The sequence below is a fragment of the Microbacterium sp. Cr-K20 genome (assembly GCF_000708325.1).
Lineage (GTDB): Bacteria > Actinomycetota > Actinomycetes > Actinomycetales > Microbacteriaceae > Microbacterium.
Genome location: NZ_JARE01000064.1, coordinates 14,590 through 33,946, shown reverse-complemented (window position 1 = coordinate 33,946; position 19,357 = coordinate 14,590). Strand labels below are relative to the sequence as shown.

Sequence of the window (19,357 nt, the reverse complement as noted above, 5' to 3'; positions counted from 1 at the left end):
ACCGCTGTGTCTGTCACCCCGCGTCCGGGTGCTGTGAGCGTCCTGACGCTCTCCACCATCGCCTTCACGCTGATGTTCGCCGTCTGGCTGATGTTCGGCATCCTCGGCATCCCGATCCGAGACGAGTTCGGGCTGTCCGATGTGCAGCTCTCCTGGCTCACCGCGGTCGCGGTGCTCAACGGATCGATCTGGCGACTGCCGGCCGGCATCATCACCGACCGTTTCGGTGGGCGTCGGGTGTTCGCCGTCATGCTGCTGGCCGCCGCGGTGCCGACGTTCCTCGTCTCGTTCGCCCAGGACTACGGGATCCTCCTCGTGCTCGCGTTCTTCGTCGGCATCGCCGGGAACTCGTTCAGCGCCGGTGTCTCGTGGAACAACGCTTGGTGGCCCGATGCGCGGAAGGGGTTCGCCCTCGGCGTGTTCGGTGCGGGCAACGTCGGGGCGTCGGTGACGAAGCTCATCGGCCCGGGGCTCATCGCGGCGACGGCCGGCTCCACCTACCTCGGCTGGATCGTGGGCGGATGGCGACTCGTGCCCGTGCTGTACGCCGTGCTCCTGGTGATCATGGCGGTGCTGGTGTGGTTCCTCGCGCCCCGTCCCGATCTGCTCCCAGGGCAAGGGCGGTCGCTGCGCTCGCAGCTGCGACCGCTGAAGCATCTGCGCGTCTGGCGCTTCAGCCTCTACTACGTGGTCGTCTTCGGCGCGTACGTCGCCCTCTCGGCCTGGCTTCCGCTGTACTACGTCGACAACTACGGTCTGGATCTGGCGGTGGCTGCGCTCCTGACGGCGAGCTTCATCTTCCCGGCCTCCTTGCTTCGTCCGCTGGGCGGCTGGTTCTCCGATCGCTTCGGGGCGCGACGCGTCATGTACGCGACCTTCACCGTGATGCTGGCGGTGCTCTTCTTCCTGTCGCTGCCCTCGGGGCACCTGGTCGTGCAGACCGTCGACGGGTCGGCGACGGCGCTGCCGTTCACGATGCCGCTTGCGGCCTTCGCGTCGTTGGTCTTCGTGCTCGGATGCGCGATGGGGGTGGGCAAGGCCGCCGTGTACAAGCACATTCCCGACTACTTCCCCGCCGATGTCGGCTCCGTCGGCGGGCTCGTGGGCATGCTCGGTGGGCTCGGCGGTTTCATCCTCCCGCCGGTCTTCGCCTACACCCTGGCGCTCACGGGGCTTCCGACCAGCACCTTCGCGATCCTCTTCGTCCTGACCGCGGCGTGCGCCGTATGGATGCATCTGACGGTATGGCGGATGCTGCACACGCACGCCCCGCAGCTCGCGGGCCGCCTCGAGTCCGGGGAGCTCGCGTGAGCAGGCGGCGTACGCTCGGAAGAAGATCACTCCGTCCACGAAGGGAGGGGCCGTGAGCGCGATCCCGGTGCAGATCGGCCGTCGCGTTCCCGTCGCGCCCGAGATGCGCGCCGACGGGCCCCTGGTCGACACGCACGGCCGTGTCCATCGCGACCTTCGGATCTCGCTCACCGATCGCTGTTCGTTGCGCTGCACCTACTGCATGCCGGAGCAGGGGAACGAATGGCTCGCGCGCGAGTCGATCCTCTCGGTCGACGAGATCGTGCAGGTCGCCCGCGTCGCCGCCGCGGCCGGTATCACCACGTTCCGCCTCACCGGCGGGGAGCCGCTGCTTCGACGCGACATCGTCGAGGTGGTTCGACGCCTCAGCGCGATCGAGTCGATCGACGGGCCGGTGCAGGTGGCGATGACGACGAACGGCATCCGTCTCGACGACGCGCTGGACGACCTGATCGCGGCCGGGCTGCAGCGTCTCAACATCTCGATCGACACCGTGCGGCCCGAGCGGTTCGCCGCGTTGACCCGCCGCGACCGGCTCGATGATGTGCGCCGCGGTATCGAAGCGGCGGCCGCATCGGACCTTCGTCCACTCAAGCTGAACGCGGTCGCCATGCGGGGGGTGAACGACGACGAGCTCTGCGACCTCGTCGACTTCGCGATCGCGCACGGTGCCGAGATGCGCTTCATCGAGCAGATGCCCCTCGACGCGGGGCATGAGTGGGATCGCGGCACGATGGTGACGCGAGACGAGATCCTCGCCGCGCTCTCGCAGCGGTGGGAGCTGTCCGAGATGCCGGGCCGAGGGGGTGCGCCGGCCGAGCGGTGGCTGCTGGACGGCGAGCACACGGTCGGCGTGATCGCGTCGGTGACGGCCCCGTTCTGCGGAGACTGCGACCGCCTGCGGCTCACGGCCGACGGACAGTTGCGCAACTGCCTGTTCTCCGCCGATGAGTTCGACCTCCTCCCGGTCCTGCGCGCGGACCGGCTTGGGGTCGGCGACTCCGACGCGGCGATCGACGCTGTGCTCCGCGGATGCGTGTGGGCGAAGCTCCCCGGTCACGCCATCAACGACCCCTCATTCCTGCAGCCCGCACGCGGGATGAACGCCATCGGCGGCTGATCGCTCGCCGCTCAGCTCTCGGCAGGCGCGGCGCGTGCTGAAGTCAGCGTGCTGAATCGGCGACGGCGGCCGCGAAGGGAGTCGCCGGGGAGGCGAGCACCTCGGCGACGGCGGCATCCTGAACGATGCGTCCGGCCTGCACGATCACCAGCCGCTCCGCGAGAGCCTGGGCGTCGAGGATGCCGTGGGAGACGAGGATCGTCGTGGTGGCTCCGCGCTGTTCGCGCACGACCTCGCGCAGCTGGGCCGCGGCCTCGACGTCGAGCGAGGTGAACGGCTCGTCGAGCAGCAGCAGCCGCGGCGAGGCGGCGAGGGCTCGGGCGAGGGCGATGCGCTGGCGCTGTCCGCCGGAGAGCTCGTCGGGCCGCCGATCGCCATACCCGGCGAGGCCGATGCGGTTCAGCCACTCCGTCGCGCGTCGGGTGGACTCCTCGCGGGTGCGTCCGGCGGCCCTGGCGGCGAACGCGATGTTCTCTGCCGCGGTCATGTGCGGGAACAGCAGGGCGTCCTGCCCGAGCAGGCCGATCGCACGGCGTGACGGCGGCGTGTGCTGCCGCGGTCCGGAGAGGCGGATCCCATCGAGGTCGACGTGCCCCTCGTCGAGTCGCACGAGCCCGGCGACCGCCTCCAGGAGGGAGGTCTTGCCGGCGCCGCTCGGGCCCATGATCGCGACGAACTCGCCCGCGGCGACGCGGAGTGCGGCATCGAGCCCCGCATGTCGCACGACGACGTGAGCGTCGAGGGATGCGGCCTCGGAGCCGACGTCGCCGGTCATCGGAGGGCCCCCGGCCGCCACGCCCGCACGAGCAGCAGCACGACGACGGCGGTCCCCAGCAGCAGGATCGACAGGGCCACCGCCGTCTCGCGGCCGGCACCGGCCCCGTTGAAGGCGGTGTAGATCGCGAGCGGCATGGTCTGCGTCACGCCGGGGGCGTTGCCGGCGAACAGGGCCGTGGCCCCGAACTCGCCGATGGCGCGGGCGAAGCACAGGATCACCCCGACCACGATGCCGGGCGCGGCGAGGGGCAGCGTGACCCGCCACAGCACGGTGCTCGGCGAGGCCCCGAGTGTGGCAGCCGTGCGCTCGTACCGGCTCCCCGTGCTGCGGATCGTCCCCTCGACGGCGAGCACCAGGAACGGCAGCGCCACGAACGCCTGCGCGAGCACCACGGCCGCCGGGGTGAACGGGATGCCCGTGCCCAACCACGCGGCGATCAGCCCCCCGAGCGGACTGGAACGGCCGAGGAGGAACAGCAGTGCGACCCCGCCCACCATCGGCGGGAGCACGAGCGGCACCGCGACGAGAGCCCGCAACAGGGCGGAGGTCCGCGGTCCCGAGCGGGCGATGAGCAGCGCGAGCGGCAGGCCGAGCACGACGCACAGCGCGGTCGCGGCGAGCCCGGTGGTGAGTGAGAGGCGGAGGGCATCCAGCGCCACCGTGGAGGTGATGTCGGTCCAGAAGGTCGACCAGGACGCGCGCGTGAGCAGGGCGACCAGCGGCAGCGCGAGCAGGAGGACACCGAGCACGGCGGGCGCGACCAGGAGGAACGGGGGCGCTGCGCCCGTGTCGACCCGTCGCATCCGCGTCATGCTCGTCCTCGTCATACTCAGCCGTGCGGGCCGATCCCCGATCACGGCGTACCGAATCCGTGGTCGGCGAGGATCCCGCGGCCGACCGGACCCCGCACGAACTCGGTGAATGCTCTTCCGGCATCCGTGGCTCCGTCGAGTGCGACGATCGGGTAGCGGTTCACGACCTCGTCGCTGCCCTCCGGCGCGAAGCTCTCGACGTCTTCGCCCACCACGTCGGTCGCGTAGACCAGGCCGGCGTCCGCTTCCCCGGCGACGATCTTCTGCAAGACGGCGGAGACGTTCTGCTCGAGGCTCGCCGCCGCGACCGAGACGCCGGCGTTGTCGAGCAGCGTCTGCGATGCCGCCCCGCAGGGCGCCTCGGGCGCACACAGCACGGTGGTCGCGTCTGCGAGGTCGGCGAGAGAGGTGATGCCGGCGGGGTTTCCTGCGGGGAGCGCAACCACGAGGGTGTTCGTCGCGAACGGCTCCGGGGCGTCGGCGAGTCCGGTGTCGATGAGCGTCTGCATCGTGCGTTCGTCGGCGGTGGCGAGGACATCGGCGTGTGCGCCCTCGGCGAGCTGCGTCACGAGCACACTCGACCCGTCGTAGACGATCGGAGCCACGTCGACCGTCGGGTGCTCCGCGGTGAAGGCCGCGGCGATCTCGTCGAAGACCGGGCTCAGCGAGGCCGCGGCGAAGACGGTGACCTCGCCGGTGAGCTCTCCCTCGGCGGGGGAGGGCGACGGATCGGCGGAGGAGACGGCAGAGCAGCCGCCCAGCAGCAGGGCGAGGACCAGCGCTGCCGACCCGGTGAGGAGCCGGTGGTTCACCGCGGCGTCTCCACGATCACGGTGGTGGCCTTGATCACCGCGACGGCGAGAGACCCCGGCTGCAGATCGAGCTCGCGAACGGCCTCGGCCGAGAGCAGCGACACGAATCGATGCGGACCCGCCTGGATGTCGACCTGTGCCATGACGCCGTCGATCTGCACGCGGGTGACGAGTCCTGTGAAGCGGTTGCGGGCGCTGGAGAGCACATCGCCCGGAGTGGGTGGCGCGGCGGCGAGGGCGACCGCGTGCTGGGCAAGAGCCTCGCCGGGGATGCGGGCGGGACTGTCGGCGGTGACCGGCAGTGCATCCTGGTCGATCCACCGTCGCACCGTGTCGTCGCTCACGCCGAGCAGCCGTGCGGCTTCGGCGATGCGATAGGTGGTCACAGACCGAGCCTAAAGGCGCGAGTTCCGCAGATCCAGGCCATCTGCCGTGCATATTCCGCATCCGCGGAGATCTGCCGCATCATCGGTCCCTCGGCGGGGGATTTCTCCGGCGCTCGGAGGGCCCGCTGCCACGCGTCCCGGGGTAGCCTGAGCGCATGCCGCTGCCTCCGCTCGTCGAGCCCGTCGCAGCACTCAGCGCCGCGGAAGCACAGCGGACCGCCCGGCACCTCGTCCTCGCCGACCTCGGCGAAATCGGACAGCGACGGTTGCGCGCGGCCCACGTCACCGTCGTCGGCGCGGGCGGGCTCGGATCTCCCGTCGTGCTCGCGCTCGCCGCAGCCGGCGTCGGCACCCTCACGGTCATCGACGACGACGTGGTCGAGCTCTCGAACCTGCAGCGTCAGGTGCTGCACCGCCTGGCCGACGTCGACGCGCCCAAGGTCGACAGCGCGGTGCGCGTCGCGGCCGATCTCGCACCCGAGACGACCGTGCTTCCCGTGCGTGAACGACTCACCACGGCCAATGCCGAGGCGCTGCTGTCCGAGGCCGACCTCGTGATCGACGGGTCCGACACGTTCGAGACCCGCACGCTGGTGGCTGCGGCCTGCGAGCGGCTCGGGGTGCCGCTGGTGTGGGGTGTCGTGCAGGAGTTCGCGGCCCAGGTGACGGTGTTCTGGTCGGCTCCGCCCGAGGGAGTGCCGCCGGTCGTGCTGAGCGACCTGTACCCGCCCGAGGGGGTCGGCGAACTGCCGAGCTGCGCGGCGGTGGGAGTGCTCGGGGCGCTCTGCCTCCAGGTGGGTTCGGTGCTCGCGATGGAGGCCATCAAGCTCATCGCCGGCATCGGGGAGCCGCTGTTCGGTCGCGTGCTGCTGATCGACGCGCTGCGGGGACGGATGAGTGAGGTTCCGCTGCGCGGGCGCGCGGAGACCGCCGGTGCGGCGGCGACCAGCGAGGCGACCTCGGTTCCCGCGCGCCCGGCGGTACCTCACGTCGCCGCGGACGCACTCGACGACGAGGTCGCCGCCGGAGCGTTCGTGCTCGATGTGCGGGAGGCGGATGAGATCGCCACCGGCGCGATCCCCGGCTCCCGGCACGCTCCGCTGGCGGAAGTGCTCGGTCGTCCCGGGGCTTTTTCCGCCGAGGGCCGGATCGTGGTCGTGTGCCAGCGCGGACCACGGGCAGTGCGCGCTGCGGCAGCCCTGCGGGACGCCGGGGTCGACGCCGTGGTGCTGACCGGCGGCATGGACGCCTGGAGCGCGCGATGAGCGGCATGCGCACGGTCGAAGAGCAGCTCGCCGTGGTGCTCGCCGCCGTGCGGACCCGTCCGGCGGTCACCCGGACTCTGGACGAGGCGATCGGCTTCACGCTGGCGGAGCCTGCTCGCGCGCAGAACCCCGCCCCCGTGTTCGACAACTCCGCGATGGACGGCTTCGCGGTGCGTTTCGCCGACGTCGCCACGGCATCCTCGGAGCATCCGGCCGTGCTGCGGGTCGTGGCGGACGTGCCGGCGGGCAGCGCGGAGGATCCACCACTTGCTCGGGGCACGGCCGCCCGCATCATGACCGGCGCGCCGGTGCCGGCTGCGGCCGATACGGTCATTCCTTTCGAAGACACCGTGGGTGGCCTCGCCGACTCCCTGGGGGACATCCGGGTGGTTCGCGCACCGGCGGCGGAGGGCGCGCATGTGCGGCGGGCGGGGGCGGATGCCGCGGTCGGCGCCGTCGTCCTCGAACCGGGCACGCTGCTCGGCGCCCGGCAGCTGGCCGCACTGGCATCCGTCGGCATCGCCCGGGTCGGCGTCGCCCCGCGGCCGCGGGTGGCCATCGTCTCGACCGGTGCCGAGCTCGTTCCTCCGGGGGAGCCTCTCTCCCGAGGGCAGATTCCCGAATCGAACGGCCTGCTTCTCGCTGGACTCGTGGCCGAGGCCGGGGCCGAGGTGGTGTTCCGCGAGGTCGTCGGCGATGATGGCGCGGGTCCTGCTGAGGCTGTGGCCCGTGCGACCGCGCTCGGGCTCGATGCCGTGATCTTCTCCGGGGGCGTGAGCGCCGGTGCATACGAGCCGGTGCGGCAGGGGCTGAGCGACGCGATGGAGTTCGTGAAGGTCGCGATGCAGCCGGGCAAGCCCCAGGGGTTCGGGGCGACGGCTGAGGGGATGCTGCTGTTCGGCCTGCCCGGCAATCCGGTGAGCGTGGCCGTCTCGTTCGAGGTGCTGGTGCGGCCGGCGTTGCTGCGCCTGCAGGGTCGCCGCGATATCCATCGCCCACGGAGACGTCTCGCCGCGGGCGCCGGATGGCGCACCCCTCCCGGGCGACGTCAGTATCTGCCCGCCGTGATCGACGCGGAGGGCCGCGTGCATCCGGCGACCCGCGGGGGATCCGGCTCGCACCTCGCGGTCGGCCTCGGGGCCGCCACCGCCTATGCCATCGTCGCCGCCGAGACCGAACAGGTCTCAGTCGGCGACCTCATCGACGTGCTGGAGCTGTCATGACCTTCACCCACCTGGATTCGGCCGGCCATGCGCGCATGGTCGATGTGACCGAGAAGCAGCCGACCGTGCGCGCAGCGACCGCCGCGGGTTTCGTGCGCTGCGCGCCGGCGACGGTGGCACTGCTCCGTGACGGCACCGTGCCCAAGGGTGATGTGCTCGCGGTGGCGCGCATCGCCGGCATCCAGGCAGCCAAGCGCACGCCGGAACTGCTGCCGCTCGCACATGTCATCGGCGTGCACGGCGCGGTCGTCGACCTCGACATCGAAGACACCGGGATCCGGATCAGCGCGACCGTGCGCACGGCCGACCGCACCGGGGTCGAGATGGAGGCGCTCACCGCCGTCTCGGTCGCCGCTCTCGCCGTCGTCGACATGATCAAGGGTGTGGATCGCGCCGTGACGATCGAGAACGTGCGCATCGTCGCCAAGGAGGGTGGGCGCAGCGGGTCCTGGCGGAGGCCCGGGGAGTGACCACGTCGTCGCACGCCGGGGTCGGCACCGTGCTGCTCGTCGGCGGCGAGGGTCGCCGGATGGGCGGCATCGCGAAGCCTCTTCTCACGCTGGAGGGGCGATCGCTGTTCGCCCGCACCGTGGAAGCGCTGGTCGCAGGCGGGGTCGGGCCGATCGTGGCGGTCGGTCCGGTGCTCGAGGAGTCGGCCGACGTGGTCTGGACCAGGGAGGAGCCGCCGCTCGGCGGTCCGGTGGCGGGGATCGCGGCAGGACTCGCGCGGATGCCGGCGGAGAGGGTGCTGATCCTCGCCGGGGACCTCGCGCGACCGGATGCGGTCGTGCACGGCTTGCTCTCCCACCGCGCCGATGATGCGGGGGCAGCGGCATCCGTCGACGGTGTCGTGTTCTCTGCAGACGGGCAGCCGCAGTGGCTGGCCGGCCTCTATCGCACGGAATCGGTCCGCCGCGCGCTCGACATGATCGAGACCGACCGGAATGCCTCCGTCCGCGCCCTCCTCGGTGGCCTCGCCATCGAGTGGATCGTCGACCAGGAGGGCATCACCGCCGACATCGACGTGCCCGCCGATCTGGCTCGTGCACGACAGGAATTCGAGGAGACGCCATGACCGAGAACAGCCGCACTCTTCCTCCGGAGGCGCTCGACGCCTGGGCAGCCGAGCTGCGTGAACGATTCGACCTGGGTGAGGAGGATGTGCCGGTCGGGCTGATCCTCGACCTCGCCCGAGACGTCGCGAACGGGGTCGCGCGCCCGGCTGCGCCGTTCAGTGCCTTCGTCGCCGGCCTGGTCGCCGGACGTGCGGGCGGCTCACCCGACGACGTGCGCGCGGCGGTGGCCGCGATCGTCGAGCTCGCGAACGCGCATGCGGCGCAGGAGCAGAGCTGATGGCGACGGTGCGGTACTTCGCGGCAGCGGAGGATGCGGCGGGGCGGGCGAATGAGCCCACGGATGCGGTGACCCTCGGCGCGCTGCGGGCCGAGCTGGTGGACGCGCATCCGGCACTCGGAGCGATCCTCGACCGCTGTGCGCTGCTCGTCGACGGCGCCAGGGTGGACGACGACTTCGTATTGGCGGGGGTGGGGACCGTCGACGTGCTGCCTCCGTTCGCCGGAGGCTGAGCTCAGCCGCCGATGCCCTTCCACGCCGTGGTCCCGTCGGCCTCGACCTGACGCTTCCAGACCGGGAGCTCGCGCTTGATGGCTTCGATGATCTCGCGGCACACCACGAACGCCTCGTCGCGATGTGCGGCGGCGACCGCGACGACGACAGCGGCCGAGCCGACGGGCAGGCGGCCGATGCGGTGGCTCACGGCGACGATCGCCTCTCCGCTGACACCTGCGGCGACGGCGCGTTCGGCGAGGTCGCGAAGGATGCGCTCGGCATCCGGGTGCGAGGAGTACTCGAGGGCGACGACCTCGCCGGCGGCATCCGGGTCGTGGTCGCGGACGCGTCCGAGGAACGTCGTGACCGCGCCCGCGCGGGCGTCGTCCACCGCGGCGAGGTGCGCATCGAGAGACAGGGCCGTGTCGCTGATCGCGGCAAGGGTGACGGTCATCGGTGGTCCTCTCCGTCGAGCTGGGCGATCACGTGCTCCGCGACCGACAGGATGACCGGCATGCCGTCGGCGACACCGCCGGGCGAACCGGGGAGGTTCACGATCAGCGCGCCGTGAGCGGTGCCGGCGAGGCCGCGGCTGAGCAGCGCGGCGGGGAACTTCGTGGCCCCCTGCCGCCGCAGCTCCTCCGGGATTCCCGGAAGCTGTCGCTCGAGCACGCGCGCGGTGCCCTCGGGGGTCTCGTCGCGCGCGGCGATGCCGGTGCCGCCGGTGGTGACGATGAGCCGCAGACCGCGGGCGAGGAGTCCGCGCAGCGCCTGCTCAACGGCATCCGCTCCGTCGGGGATGATCACAGGGTCGGCGCAGTCGAACCCCGCGTCGCGAAGTGCGGTGACGGCGAGGGGACCGGCCGTGTCGGCGCGGGTGCCTGCCGCACCGCGGTCGGACACGGTGAGCACGGCGGCGGAGGTCATAGGCCGAGGGTAGCGTCGAGCGTGCCGGACATGAGCGGTCAGACGCTCATGTCGACGGGCGGTTCCATCACGATGCCCTGTGCCTCGAAGGCGCGGCGGCGCTCCTCGATGCGGCGGTGCAGCTCGACCTGCGCGTCGTCGACGAACTGCGGGTCGAGGTCGACGGTCGGCGGATGCGGGTCGCCGTGGTTCGCGGCGATGTACGCGTCGAGCTCGGGTCCGCTCGTCCACGACGTGATGAGGGCGTAGCGCGGGGCGGTGCCGCGGTGCCAGACCGCGTGCCAGAAGCGCTGGGTGTCGACGATGATGCGCGAGCCCGCGCGCAGCGGCAGGCGGATCTCGGTGGCCGGGTCGAAGCGGTCTGAGCGCAGGATCAGCATCGACTCGGTGTCGTCCGAGAGGTTGAAGAACCCGCGGACCACCCACCCGGTTCCCTCTTCGTTGAGGCGGTTGTTGTCGTCCTGATGCAGGTTGTAGATCGCGTCGGCGTACTCGTTGGGCTGCAGCTCGATCACGCGGCAGCGGCCGATGCCGGCGCCCGGCTCCTGTGCCCGGCGCTGGAGCGTGGGGGCGATCGCGATCTGCGACTCGACCCAGACGCCGTCTTTGTCGGCCCGCGGCGGGGTGTGGTTCCAGAAGCCGTTGCAGTCGACGTCGCCTGCGTAGCTGGTGAGCGGGGCGAAGCGCGTGATGCCCGAGGAGCGCCACCCGACGTACTCCAGATCGAGCCATTCGGCCGGATCGGCGGCCGACGTGTGGTCGTCGAGGACGACGTAGCCCGTCTCGGCCAGTGCCTCGGACGTGATGAAGCCCATGATGAGTACCCTTCCCGTCATCGCTGCCCCCACAGGCGGCGGGTTCTTAGGCAATCCTAACCCGCATCTCCCGCTCTCGTGGAGGGATGCTGCCGTGCAAAAGCACGAGGGCGCCGGTCCTGCGCGCCGATATTCTGAGGGCATGACTCAGCCGCAGGGCGCCCTCCTCGTGGGCAGTGTGAACTTCGACGACGCCGAGACCACGATGCGCACCGCGGCGGAACTGCTCGGCGATCGGCTCCGTCGCATCCCGGACGGCGAGGTCGGCAAGCGGTTCCACTGGATCATGTTCCAGCCCGACGTGATCGGCCGGGCCGACGGCATCGAGCGCATCGGCGACGAGCCCATCCCGTTCCCGGCCGGGATCGACGCGCGTGGCCTGCGCATCGGCGAGGGAGTGGATGCTGCGAGCATCGCGCTGCCGCCGCTCGGCTACGCCGCCGCGGCGATCGAGTCGTACGCCGTGTTCGCGCGCCTCCGCGCCGAGGGGGCTGTGCCCGCCGGCATCCGATTCCAGGTGTCGCTGCCGACCCCGCTGGCCGTGATCTCCTCGTTCTTCCAGGGCGACGACCGGGGCGCGATCGAACCCGTGTACACCGCAGCCATCCTCCGCGAGCTCGACGAGATCCTCGCCGCGATCCCGCATGAAGACCTCGCCGTGCAGTGGGACGTCGCGAGCGAGATGGGCATCATCGAGCGCGCGGCCGGCTACGGCGCGGTCATGGAGGCGTGGTGGCCCGGCGATCCGTTCGACGGGCTCGTCGAGCGCCTGGCCGCGCTGGTCGACGCCGTGCCCGCAGGAGTCGAGGTGGGCGTGCACCTCTGCTACGGCGACGCGGGGGAGAAGCACTTCTTCGAGCCGACGGATGCTGCGAACCTGGTGCGCTACGCGAACGCCGTGGCTGCGGCATCCGCTCGCTCGCTGACCTGGCTGCACCTGCCCGTGCCGATCGCTCACGACGATGCGGCGTACTTCGCACCGCTCGCCGGCCTCGCCCCCGTGAACGAGCTGTATCTCGGGCTCGTGCACCGCGAGGACGGCGCGGAAGGGGCCGCGCGCCGCATCGCCGCAGCCGCCCCGTACGTCGCCGAGTTCGGTGTCGCGACCGAGTGCGGCATCGGTCGCGCACCCGCCGGCTCGACCGACGTCATCCTACGCACCCACGCCGAGGTCGCCGCCGCCTGGTGACCCGCATCGCTCGATTCGCGCGCTCGCCCCGCGTCGCGTAAGCTATTCCGCGGTGACGTGTCCGAGCGGCCGAAGGTGCAACTCTCGAAAAGTTGTGTAGGGTAACCCCCTACCGTGGGTTCAAATCCCACCGTCACCGCCACCACGAAGGCCCCGACTCCCTTGTAAAAATAGGGAAGCGGGGCCTTCGTCATGTGCCCGACCCACGCGCCGGGGCTCGTGAATCGGGCGCCCGTCACGCGGGGATGATGTGCCGCGAGGGAACCGGGCTGGAGTAGACGACATTGGTCGTCACGCCGCCGAGCGTGGCGAGACTGCCGGTGATGCGCTCCAGGTCTCGCATCGATCGGGCGAGGACCTTGATGATGAAGCAGTCAGCGCCCGTGACATGGTGAGCCTCGACGATCTCGGGGAGATTGTCGACGAGGTCGTGGAACGGCTTGTAATTACCCGAGGGATAGGCGAGTCGTACGAATGCCGTGATCGTGTAGCCGAGCGCTTCGGGGTCCACCGTGATGGAGTAGCCGGTGATGACACCAGCGTCGGTGAGGCGGCGCAAGCGGTCCGCGGTCGCACTGGGCGAGAGGGCAACTGCCCGCGCGAGCTGCGCGACACTCATCCGTCCATCGTCCTGCAACGTCGCGATGATGGCATGGTCGGTCTTATCCAGATCCAACCGTGAATTCGCGGGCATACGACCAATTCTACCGTTGGAAGCGGCGTCGCGACGGGCATACGCCGTCGAACATCTCTTCACCTGCCGCTGCCTGGATGTTTCGATTGATCCATGACCCTCTCCCTCTCCGCGGCCGACTTCTTCGCCGCCAAACTCGCCTTCGAGATCGACCCCTCCGACCTCGCAGCCGACCGCGCGGCCGGTACCGCACCGCTCGTCATCGACACCCGGTCGGCCGCATCCTGGAGCCAGGGTCGCATCCCCGGCGCGGTGCACATCCCGAACGCGGAACTCGAGGGGCGCATCGCCGATCTCGCCCCCGACAAGGGCACTCCGATCGTCGTCTACTGCTGGGGTCCGGGCTGCAACGGGAGTACGCGCGGAGCGCTGACCCTGGCAACCCTCGGCTACTCGAACGTGCGTGAGCTCATCGGCGGTTTCGAGTACTGGGCCCGCGAGGGCCTGTCCACCGTCAGCGACAACGGCCGCGGCCGGCTCGAGCCCGATCCGTTGACCGCCCCTGTCGCCTGAGCGCGTCTGCGAGGATCGGAAGATGCGCCAACCCGTCGACGTCTCGAACGCTGATCACTATGTGTGGGGCGAGGTCTCCGATGGGTGGCGATTGCTCGACAGTCCTGGACTGTCCGTGATCGAGGAGCGAGTGCCGGCCGGCGCCGGCGAAGAGTGGCATGTGCACGACACCGCCACGCAGTTCTTCTACGTGCTCGAGGGAACGCCTCAGATGCAGACGGCCGAGGGGGTCGTGGAACTCGCCCCCCGGCAAGGCGTCGATATCCCGCCCGGACTCGCGCATCGATTCTTCAATCCAGGGGACATGGAGACACGATTCCTCGTGATCAGCACGCCGAACACCCGAGGAGACAGACGGCCCGTCGACGCGGTGTGAGGCATCTGCCGCTGGGCAGCCTGAAGTATCCATGCCGTCGCGGGTTGGCAGGAACGCAGGTCCTCAAGTCCGTCGCTCGGGGGATGCTTGCGAGCATCCGGTTTCCGTAGCGTGGATCGCATGGATATCGCTTCGATGATCATGGGGGCCTCGATCGTCTCGATCGCGTGGATCGCCTTCTGGCCGTGGGCGCAGCTGAAACGCCTTCGCGAGCTCGAGGCGAGTGCCGTCGTGGATCCTGATCAGGAATCGTAGATTCAGCCGGAAGAAGGCCTCACAGCACCTCGAGCTTGTACGCGAGGATGACCGCGTGCACGCGATCTCTGAGGTAGAGCTCGATGCTCGCGGTCGGGGTGGCTTGGGTGGTCGGGCCCTCGAGGTGGTCGGCTAGCGTGGTGCGCATGCATCCCCGTATCCGTGTCTCCCACAGCCAGATCGAAGGCGGTGCCGCATGAGCACCGACGTGTGGTTCCTCGCAGCGAACGCCTCGTTCGACGAGTTCGTCGCCGCATTCCAGCCGGGCGATGCCGGGCGTGACTTCGGCGAGGGGCAGACCCTGCTGCACCGCGCTCTGACCAACGGCGACCTGTCTGCGCGCGTGGCGATCAGTTCGTTCCTGCTCGACGAGGGGGCCGATGCCACCGCCCTCTCCGGGGTCGGTGACGAGCGGAACACCGTGCTGCACGCCCTGCTCGGCCGGGGTGACCACGACGTGCCGGCGGAGGTGCCGTTGCTGCGCCGGCTCATCGAGGCGGGCGCTGACATCAATCACTTCTCCGGTCGGTTCCGCACTCCGCTGCTCACGATCGCCCGTCAGGCGAAGTTCTCGGATGCCACGCTGGCACCGTTCTACGACGTGTTCTTCGAACAGCCGCACCTCGATCTGCTGGCAACGGCGAAGGATGGGCGCTCGGTGTACGAGAGCATCCAGCTCATGCGCGAACCGCATCGTTCCGACCTGAAGCGCCGTGCGGCCGCCTACCTCGCAGAGCGCGGCCAGCAGGCTCCCGAGACCCCAGCGAAAGAGTAGATGGATGATGCCCAGGGGCGGAAGATCGCCACGCCCGCGCGTGGCCGAGGCCGCCGCAGCCGCAGGTCGAGCTGCTGATCGAGGGTGTCGATTCGAGCTGGCGGGCTAGGCCTGCGCGGGTGCCGGCGCGGTGGTCTTCGCCTCGACCGGCCTCTCGTCTGTTCCCTTGATCACCCAGCGGACGACGACGACAGCGAGGATGCCGATGACTGGTGCCAGGATGCTCGCCCCGCCGGCGCCGTCGAGCGGAGCGAAGCCGACCGCGAAGACGGACACGTCCCACAGTCCGTGCAGCGCCATGGCCCAGATGAGAGAGCCGGTGACGCGTCGCACGATGTAGAAGCAGGTGCCGGACATGGCGGCGATCACCACTTGCCCGAGAGTGCCCAGGAGGGGGGCCCCGAGGGCGGCGTTGAGCAGGTGCATCGCACCGAAGAGGATCGACGTGAGCAGCCAGACCCAGACCTCGGAGAAGCGTGAGCGGAACGCTGTCAGCAGGAGGCCTCGCGACATCAGCTCCTCGCAGAATCCGACGGCGAATCCGAGGGCGAGCAGGGACAGGAGGAATGACGCGTCGAATTTGGACCAGTCGGTGCTGAACAGGTTCACCACGGCGACGACGAGCATCAGCGCGGGAACGAAGATCGGCCACTTGTGGTGCGATCGCTTCCGCTCGAACAGCGCAGGCTTCCACCATCCCAGCGCCCAGGTGGTGATGGCGAGCAGGACAGCGCCGACAGCGAGATCGAGCACCGCACCGCGCCAGGTGAACTCGGCGGACTTTCCGATGTCGGTGTATGCCACCCCGCTGAGCTTCGACACGACGAAGATGACGACGACGTAACCGACGTAGATCGTCAAGCCGATCCAGACGCGAGGAGTGACGCGCATGTGCTGTTGCCTTCCGGTCAGGGAGTGGTTCGACTGCTCAACCTAGCGCGGCGCTCCGAAAGCCGCATAGCGAGGGACAGGCTCACCCGAGCAGTTCCACCCCGAATCCCGAGACGACGGTGCGCAGCTCGGCGAGGTAGCGCTGCGCCTGCTCGGTGAGCGGGATCGCCGAGTGGCCGATCCAGCCGATCTCGATGCGCTCGTCGACGTCGAGCGGGATGGCGACGATCTCGGGGTCGAGGTCGTCACTGATGATGCCCGTCGAGATGGTGTACCCGTCGAGACCGATCATGAGGTTGAAGATCGTCGCGCGGTCGGAGACCCGGATCTCCTGCGGGCTCGAGAGGGTGGAGAGGATCTCCTCGGCGAAGTAGAAGGAGTTGTTCGCGCCCTGATCGAAGGTCAGGCGCGGCACCTCGGCGAGGTCGTCGAGGGTCACGCGATCCCGCGAGGCGAGGGGGTTCTTGCGGGAGATGAAGATGTGCGGCTCCGCGACGAAGAGCGGGTGGAACGCGAGCCCGGAGTCGCGGAGCAGCTTGTCGATGACGTTGCGGTTGAAGTCGTTGCGGTAGAGGATCCCCAACTCGCTGCGCAGGGTGCGGACGTCTTCGATGATGTCCCACGTGCGCGTCTCCCGCAGCGAGAACTCGTACTCGGCCGCCGAGGTCGCCTTCACCATCCGCACCAGTGCGTCGACCGCGAACGAGTAGTGCTGCGTCGACACCCCGAGCAGGCGTCGAGACGGCGGCCGGTCGAGGTAGCGCTGTTCGAGGAGCGCGACCTGCTCGACGACCTGCCGGGCGTAGCCGAGGAACTCCACACCATCGGTGGTGAGTGTCACGCCGCGCGCGGAGCGGAGGAGGAGCACACGGCCCACCCGGCTCTCGAGGTCTTTCATCGCCGCCGACATCGTGGGCTGCGCGACGTAGAGCAGGTCGGCGGCGGCGCTGATCGATCCCTCCGCGGCGACCTCGATGTAGTAGGTGAGCTGCTGCAGGGTGATGCCGCTTGAACGCTTGGCCATAGCCTCAGACTATGCCACGGCATAGTCACAGCGCATTTCTCGATAGGGCGGCTCGCACCGCACCATGGAGTCACCCCCTTTCGCGAGGCCGAGCCCGGCCGATCAGCTCACCGATTGGCAACCTCATGGCCCACGACTTCACGTTCCGCATCACGACCACCCGCTTCGACGAGGACTATTCGCCGTCGGAGAACTCCCGCATCACCACGAACTTCGCCAACCTGGCGCGCGGTGAGCACCGCCAGCAGAACCTCCGCAACGCCCTGTCGATGATCGACCGTCGATTCAACGATCTCGCCGAGTGGGACAACCCGCACGGTGACCGCTACACCGTCGAACTCGAGATCGTCTCCGTCGCGGTCCAGTTCGCCGCGGAGGGGGAGGACCAGGACTTCCCGCTGCTCGAGGTCCTGGACATTCAGATCGTCGACCGTCTCACCGGAAAGCGCAGCCACGGGATCGTGGGGAACAACTTCTCGTCCTACATCCGCGACTACGACTTCAGCGTGCGACTTCCGGCGGCGACGGCAGCGGCAGGAGGGTTCACCATTCCCTCCGACTTCGGCGACCTGCACGGCAAGCTCTTCCAGCACTTCCTCGACTCGGAGGCCTACCGGGAGCGCTTCGCGGTGTCGCCCGTGATCTGCATCAGCGTCTCGACGAGCAAGACCTACCGTCGCACCGAGAACCACCACCCGATCCTCGGCGTCGAATACGAGCAGAAGGACCCGTCGCTGACCGACGCGTACTTCGGGAAGATGGGTCTCTCGGTCCGGTACTTCATGCCGCGCGGCAGCGTCGCGCCGCTGGCGTTCTACTTCCGCGGCGACCTGCTCGGTGACTACACGAACCTGCAGCTCATCGGCACGATCAGCACCATGGAGACGTTCCAGAAGATCTACCGACCGGAGATCTACAACGCGAACTCGGCCGCAGCGAAGGTCTATCAGCCGAGCCTGGAGCAGCAGGACTACTCGGTGACGAAGATCGCCTACGACCGCGACGAGCGCAGCCGGCTCGCGGCTGAGCAGGGGAAGTACACGGAGGAGCACCTCATGAAGCCGCACGGTGAGCTGCTCGAGCAGTGGGCCGCCGGCTCCGTCGCCTCCCTGGTCTCCGTCGGATGATGACCGGAGAATCGCCGATCGTGAACACGCTCCTTCCCACCTCGATCGTCGGCAGCCTGCCCAAGCCGTCTTGGCTCGCGCAGCCGGAGACCCTCTGGTCTCCCTGGAAGCTGGAGGGGGAGGCGCTGGTCGAGGGCACGCAGGATGCGCTGCGCATCGCCGTCCAGGAGCAGCGCCTCGCTGGCCTCGACATCATCAGCGACGGCGAGCAGACCCGCCAGCACTTCGTGACGACCTTCATCGAGCACCTCTCCGGCGTCGACTTCGATCAGCGGGAGACCGTCCGCATTCGCGACCGCTACGACGCCAGCGTGCCGACGGTCGTCGGTGCCGTGGGTCGCGAGAAGCCCGTGTTCGTCGAGGACGCGAAGTTCCTCCGCCAGCAGACCGATCAGCCGATCAAGTGGGCGCTGCCCGGCCCGATGACGATGATCGACACTCTCTACGACCGCCACTACAAGAGTCGCGAGAAGCTGGCCTGGGAGTTCGCGACGATCCTCAATCAGGAGGCGAGAGAACTCGAGGCGGCGGGGGTCGACATCATCCAGTTCGACGAGCCGGCGTTCAACGTGTTCTTCGACGACGTGCGGGACTGGGGAGTCGCGGCGCTCGAGCGGGCGGCCGAGGGGCTGCGCGCCGAGACCGTGGTGCACATCTGCTACGGCTACGGGATCAAGGCGAACACCGACTGGAAGGCGACCCTCGGCGCGGAGTGGCGGCAGTACGAGACGTCGTTCCCGCTGCTGCAGCGCTCGAGCATCGACACCATCTCGCTCGAGAGTCACCACTCCCACGTCCCCCTCGACCTCATCGAACTCATCCGCGGCAAGAAGGTCATGCTCGGAGCCATCGACGTGGCCAGCGAGACCATCGAGACGCCGGAAGAGGTTGCGGACACCCTCCGCGACGCGCTCCGCTTCGTCGATGCCGACAAGCTCGTGGCGAGCACGAACTGCGGCCTGGCGCCGTTGCCTCGTGACGTCGCACGAGGCAAGCTGCGCGCGCTCAGCGCGGGTGCCGCTCTTCTGCGCGAAGAGCTCGCCGTGGTCGAGGACTGACTGCGCGGCACCGGCGCCGCGTGGCGCTAGCATCCGCCGGGTGAGCGGGCAAGGGGCGCGGGGATGCAGCGCTGGTGCCGTAGAACGGCACTATGCAATCGATCCTGTATGGCGGCGAAGAGTTCCTGACCGGTGACGACATCGCGGACGCTCTGCTGGCGTACGGGCGCGCGCTGGGCGATGAGGAGCGCGCGGAGATCATCGAGATACCGGTGCGGGAGCAGGACGGCACCGTCGTGTCGGCGAAGTTCCTGATCGGTCCGGCCAGCCAGATCGTGGCGAAGGCGATCAGCGGCAGCGGGCCGGAGCTGGAGGATCCCGAACTGGTCCGTCGTCTGCAGGCGCTCACCCGCGCGGTCGAGTCCCCCTCGGGGCCGCCCCTCGACGCACCCGAAGGCCCGGACTACGAGCTCGGCTAGACGGCGCGTACAGTTCTT

The 19,357-nt window shown here is 69.6% G+C and carries 27 protein-coding genes and 1 tRNA gene; 17 read left to right on the top strand and 11 right to left on the bottom strand.

Annotation, left to right across the window (positions count from 1 at the left end):
* Positions 1–6 precede the first annotated feature (6 nt).
* Together GZ67_RS0115615 and moaA are read left to right on the top strand one after the other, a co-directional pair.
* Positions 7–1,311: an MFS transporter gene (locus GZ67_RS0115615; protein WP_029262430.1), complete on the top strand. Its 1,305-nt coding sequence runs from the start codon at positions 7–9 to the stop codon at positions 1,309–1,311.
* A gap of 103 nt (positions 1,312–1,414) precedes the next feature.
* Positions 1,415–2,431 carry a GTP 3',8-cyclase MoaA gene (gene moaA, locus GZ67_RS0115610; RefSeq protein WP_081860024.1) on the top strand — a complete coding sequence of 339 codons (1,017 nt, stop codon included), beginning with the start codon at positions 1,415–1,417 and terminating at the stop codon, positions 2,429–2,431.
* Between the two features lie 43 nt (positions 2,432–2,474).
* Here the strand turns inward: moaA and GZ67_RS0115605 are convergent, their stop codons facing one another.
* The 4 genes from GZ67_RS0115605 to GZ67_RS20865 are packed head-to-tail and all read right to left on the bottom strand — an operon-like array spanning position 2,475 to position 5,219.
* On the bottom strand, positions 2,475–3,206 hold the full coding sequence (locus GZ67_RS0115605; protein WP_136025618.1) for a sulfate/molybdate ABC transporter ATP-binding protein: 732 nt from the start codon (positions 3,204–3,206) through the stop codon (positions 2,475–2,477).
* Positions 3,203–4,012, bottom strand: coding sequence for an ABC transporter permease (locus GZ67_RS0115600; RefSeq protein WP_051662576.1), 810 nt, complete (start codon positions 4,010–4,012; stop codon positions 3,203–3,205). The genes GZ67_RS0115605 and GZ67_RS0115600 overlap by 4 nt, the downstream gene beginning before the upstream one ends.
* Positions 4,013–4,062: 50 nt before the next feature.
* A complete protein-coding gene (gene modA, locus GZ67_RS20870) occupies positions 4,063–4,833 on the bottom strand; it encodes a molybdate ABC transporter substrate-binding protein (protein WP_029262426.1) in 771 nt (256 codons plus the stop codon).
* Entirely contained in the window at positions 4,830–5,219 is a 390-nt protein-coding gene (locus GZ67_RS20865; protein WP_029262425.1) for a TOBE domain-containing protein, read from the bottom strand. Before GZ67_RS20865 ends, modA begins: the two co-directional genes overlap by 4 nt.
* 155 nt (positions 5,220–5,374) lie before the next feature.
* Here GZ67_RS20865 and GZ67_RS0115585 point away from each other — a divergent pair, with 155 nt between their 5' ends.
* From GZ67_RS0115585 to GZ67_RS0115560, 6 genes are read left to right on the top strand one after another with little or no spacing between them, the layout of a single operon-like run.
* Positions 5,375–6,484 carry a HesA/MoeB/ThiF family protein gene (locus GZ67_RS0115585; protein WP_029262424.1) on the top strand — a complete coding sequence of 370 codons (1,110 nt, stop codon included), beginning with the start codon at positions 5,375–5,377 and terminating at the stop codon, positions 6,482–6,484.
* A complete protein-coding gene (locus GZ67_RS0115580) occupies positions 6,481–7,707 on the top strand; it encodes a molybdopterin molybdotransferase MoeA (RefSeq protein WP_029262423.1) in 1,227 nt (408 codons plus the stop codon). The genes GZ67_RS0115585 and GZ67_RS0115580 overlap by 4 nt, the downstream gene beginning before the upstream one ends.
* Complete coding sequence (gene moaC, locus GZ67_RS0115575) at positions 7,704–8,177, top strand: cyclic pyranopterin monophosphate synthase MoaC (RefSeq protein ID WP_029262422.1); 474 nt, start codon at positions 7,704–7,706, stop codon at positions 8,175–8,177. The genes GZ67_RS0115580 and moaC overlap by 4 nt, the downstream gene beginning before the upstream one ends.
* Positions 8,174–8,782: a molybdenum cofactor guanylyltransferase gene (mobA, locus tag GZ67_RS0115570; RefSeq protein WP_029262421.1), complete on the top strand. Its 609-nt coding sequence runs from the start codon at positions 8,174–8,176 to the stop codon at positions 8,780–8,782. Before moaC ends, mobA begins: the two co-directional genes overlap by 4 nt.
* Positions 8,779–9,060, top strand: a complete 282-nt coding sequence (locus GZ67_RS19880) for a DUF6457 domain-containing protein (RefSeq protein WP_036303578.1) — start codon at positions 8,779–8,781, stop codon at positions 9,058–9,060. Before mobA ends, GZ67_RS19880 begins: the two co-directional genes overlap by 4 nt.
* A complete protein-coding gene (locus GZ67_RS0115560) occupies positions 9,060–9,293 on the top strand; it encodes a MoaD/ThiS family protein (RefSeq protein ID WP_029262419.1) in 234 nt (77 codons plus the stop codon). Before GZ67_RS19880 ends, GZ67_RS0115560 begins: the two co-directional genes overlap by 1 nt.
* A 2-nt stretch (positions 9,294–9,295) precedes the next feature.
* Here the strand turns inward: GZ67_RS0115560 and GZ67_RS0115555 are convergent, their stop codons facing one another.
* From GZ67_RS0115555 to GZ67_RS0115545, 3 genes are read right to left on the bottom strand one after another with little or no spacing between them, the layout of a single operon-like run.
* Positions 9,296–9,730 (bottom strand): molybdenum cofactor biosynthesis protein MoaE, encoded by a 435-nt coding sequence (locus GZ67_RS0115555; protein ID WP_029262418.1) that lies wholly within the window; start codon positions 9,728–9,730, stop codon positions 9,296–9,298.
* Complete coding sequence (locus GZ67_RS0115550) at positions 9,727–10,203, bottom strand: MogA/MoaB family molybdenum cofactor biosynthesis protein (RefSeq protein WP_029262417.1); 477 nt, start codon at positions 10,201–10,203, stop codon at positions 9,727–9,729. Before GZ67_RS0115550 ends, GZ67_RS0115555 begins: the two co-directional genes overlap by 4 nt.
* Positions 10,204–10,241: 38 nt before the next feature.
* Complete coding sequence (locus GZ67_RS0115545) at positions 10,242–11,018, bottom strand: hypothetical protein (protein ID WP_029262416.1); 777 nt, start codon at positions 11,016–11,018, stop codon at positions 10,242–10,244.
* Between the two features lie 142 nt (positions 11,019–11,160).
* Here GZ67_RS0115545 and GZ67_RS0115540 point away from each other — a divergent pair, with 142 nt between their 5' ends.
* Positions 11,161–12,207, top strand: a complete 1,047-nt coding sequence (locus tag GZ67_RS0115540; RefSeq protein WP_029262415.1) for a hypothetical protein — start codon at positions 11,161–11,163, stop codon at positions 12,205–12,207.
* Between the two features lie 51 nt (positions 12,208–12,258).
* Positions 12,259–12,349 (top strand) — tRNA-Ser (locus GZ67_RS0115535).
* A gap of 93 nt (positions 12,350–12,442) precedes the next feature.
* Here GZ67_RS0115535 and GZ67_RS0115530 read toward each other — a convergent pair.
* The gene (locus tag GZ67_RS0115530) at positions 12,443–12,901 is read right to left on the bottom strand and encodes an Lrp/AsnC family transcriptional regulator (protein ID WP_029262414.1); all 459 of its coding nucleotides are present in this window, start codon (positions 12,899–12,901) and stop codon (positions 12,443–12,445) included.
* Positions 12,902–12,994: 93 nt separating this feature from the next.
* Here GZ67_RS0115530 and GZ67_RS0115525 point away from each other — a divergent pair, with 93 nt between their 5' ends.
* The 3 genes from GZ67_RS0115525 (at position 12,995) to GZ67_RS21175 (ending at position 14,045) form a co-directional block, all read left to right on the top strand.
* Complete coding sequence (locus GZ67_RS0115525) at positions 12,995–13,414, top strand: rhodanese-like domain-containing protein (protein WP_029262413.1); 420 nt, start codon at positions 12,995–12,997, stop codon at positions 13,412–13,414.
* Positions 13,415–13,436: 22 nt separating this feature from the next.
* Complete coding sequence (locus GZ67_RS0115520) at positions 13,437–13,790, top strand: cupin domain-containing protein (protein ID WP_029262412.1); 354 nt, start codon at positions 13,437–13,439, stop codon at positions 13,788–13,790.
* A gap of 120 nt (positions 13,791–13,910) precedes the next feature.
* On the top strand, positions 13,911–14,045 hold the full coding sequence (locus GZ67_RS21175) for a hypothetical protein (protein WP_269319690.1): 135 nt from the start codon (positions 13,911–13,913) through the stop codon (positions 14,043–14,045).
* Positions 14,046–14,064: 19 nt separating this feature from the next.
* Here GZ67_RS21175 and GZ67_RS21170 read toward each other — a convergent pair whose 3' ends face one another.
* A complete protein-coding gene (locus GZ67_RS21170) occupies positions 14,065–14,193 on the bottom strand; it encodes a hypothetical protein (RefSeq protein WP_269319689.1) in 129 nt (42 codons plus the stop codon).
* 48 nt (positions 14,194–14,241) lie between these two features.
* Here GZ67_RS21170 and GZ67_RS0115505 point away from each other — a divergent pair, with 48 nt between their 5' ends.
* A complete protein-coding gene (locus GZ67_RS0115505; protein WP_029262411.1) occupies positions 14,242–14,820 on the top strand; it encodes an ankyrin repeat domain-containing protein in 579 nt (192 codons plus the stop codon).
* A 105-nt stretch (positions 14,821–14,925) separates the two neighbouring features.
* Here GZ67_RS0115505 and GZ67_RS0115500 read toward each other — a convergent pair whose 3' ends face one another.
* The gene (locus GZ67_RS0115500) at positions 14,926–15,711 is read right to left on the bottom strand and encodes a CPBP family intramembrane glutamic endopeptidase (protein WP_051662572.1); all 786 of its coding nucleotides are present in this window, start codon (positions 15,709–15,711) and stop codon (positions 14,926–14,928) included.
* An 82-nt stretch (positions 15,712–15,793) separates the two neighbouring features.
* On the bottom strand, positions 15,794–16,735 hold the full coding sequence (locus tag GZ67_RS0115495; RefSeq protein WP_029262409.1) for a LysR family transcriptional regulator: 942 nt from the start codon (positions 16,733–16,735) through the stop codon (positions 15,794–15,796).
* Between the two features lie 125 nt (positions 16,736–16,860).
* On the opposite strand from GZ67_RS0115495, the gene GZ67_RS0115490 reads away from it, so the two are divergent.
* The 3 genes from GZ67_RS0115490 to GZ67_RS0115480 all read left to right on the top strand — a co-directional run bounded on the left by GZ67_RS0115490 (position 16,861) and on the right by GZ67_RS0115480 (position 19,339).
* Positions 16,861–17,862 (top strand): DUF1852 domain-containing protein, encoded by a 1,002-nt coding sequence (locus tag GZ67_RS0115490; protein ID WP_029262408.1) that lies wholly within the window; start codon positions 16,861–16,863, stop codon positions 17,860–17,862.
* 20 nt (positions 17,863–17,882) lie between these two features.
* Positions 17,883–18,920 (top strand): methionine synthase, encoded by a 1,038-nt coding sequence (locus tag GZ67_RS0115485; protein WP_029262407.1) that lies wholly within the window; start codon positions 17,883–17,885, stop codon positions 18,918–18,920.
* Between the two features lie 92 nt (positions 18,921–19,012).
* Entirely contained in the window at positions 19,013–19,339 is a 327-nt protein-coding gene (locus GZ67_RS0115480) for a hypothetical protein (protein WP_029262406.1), read from the top strand.
* Positions 19,340–19,357 lie beyond the last annotated feature (18 nt).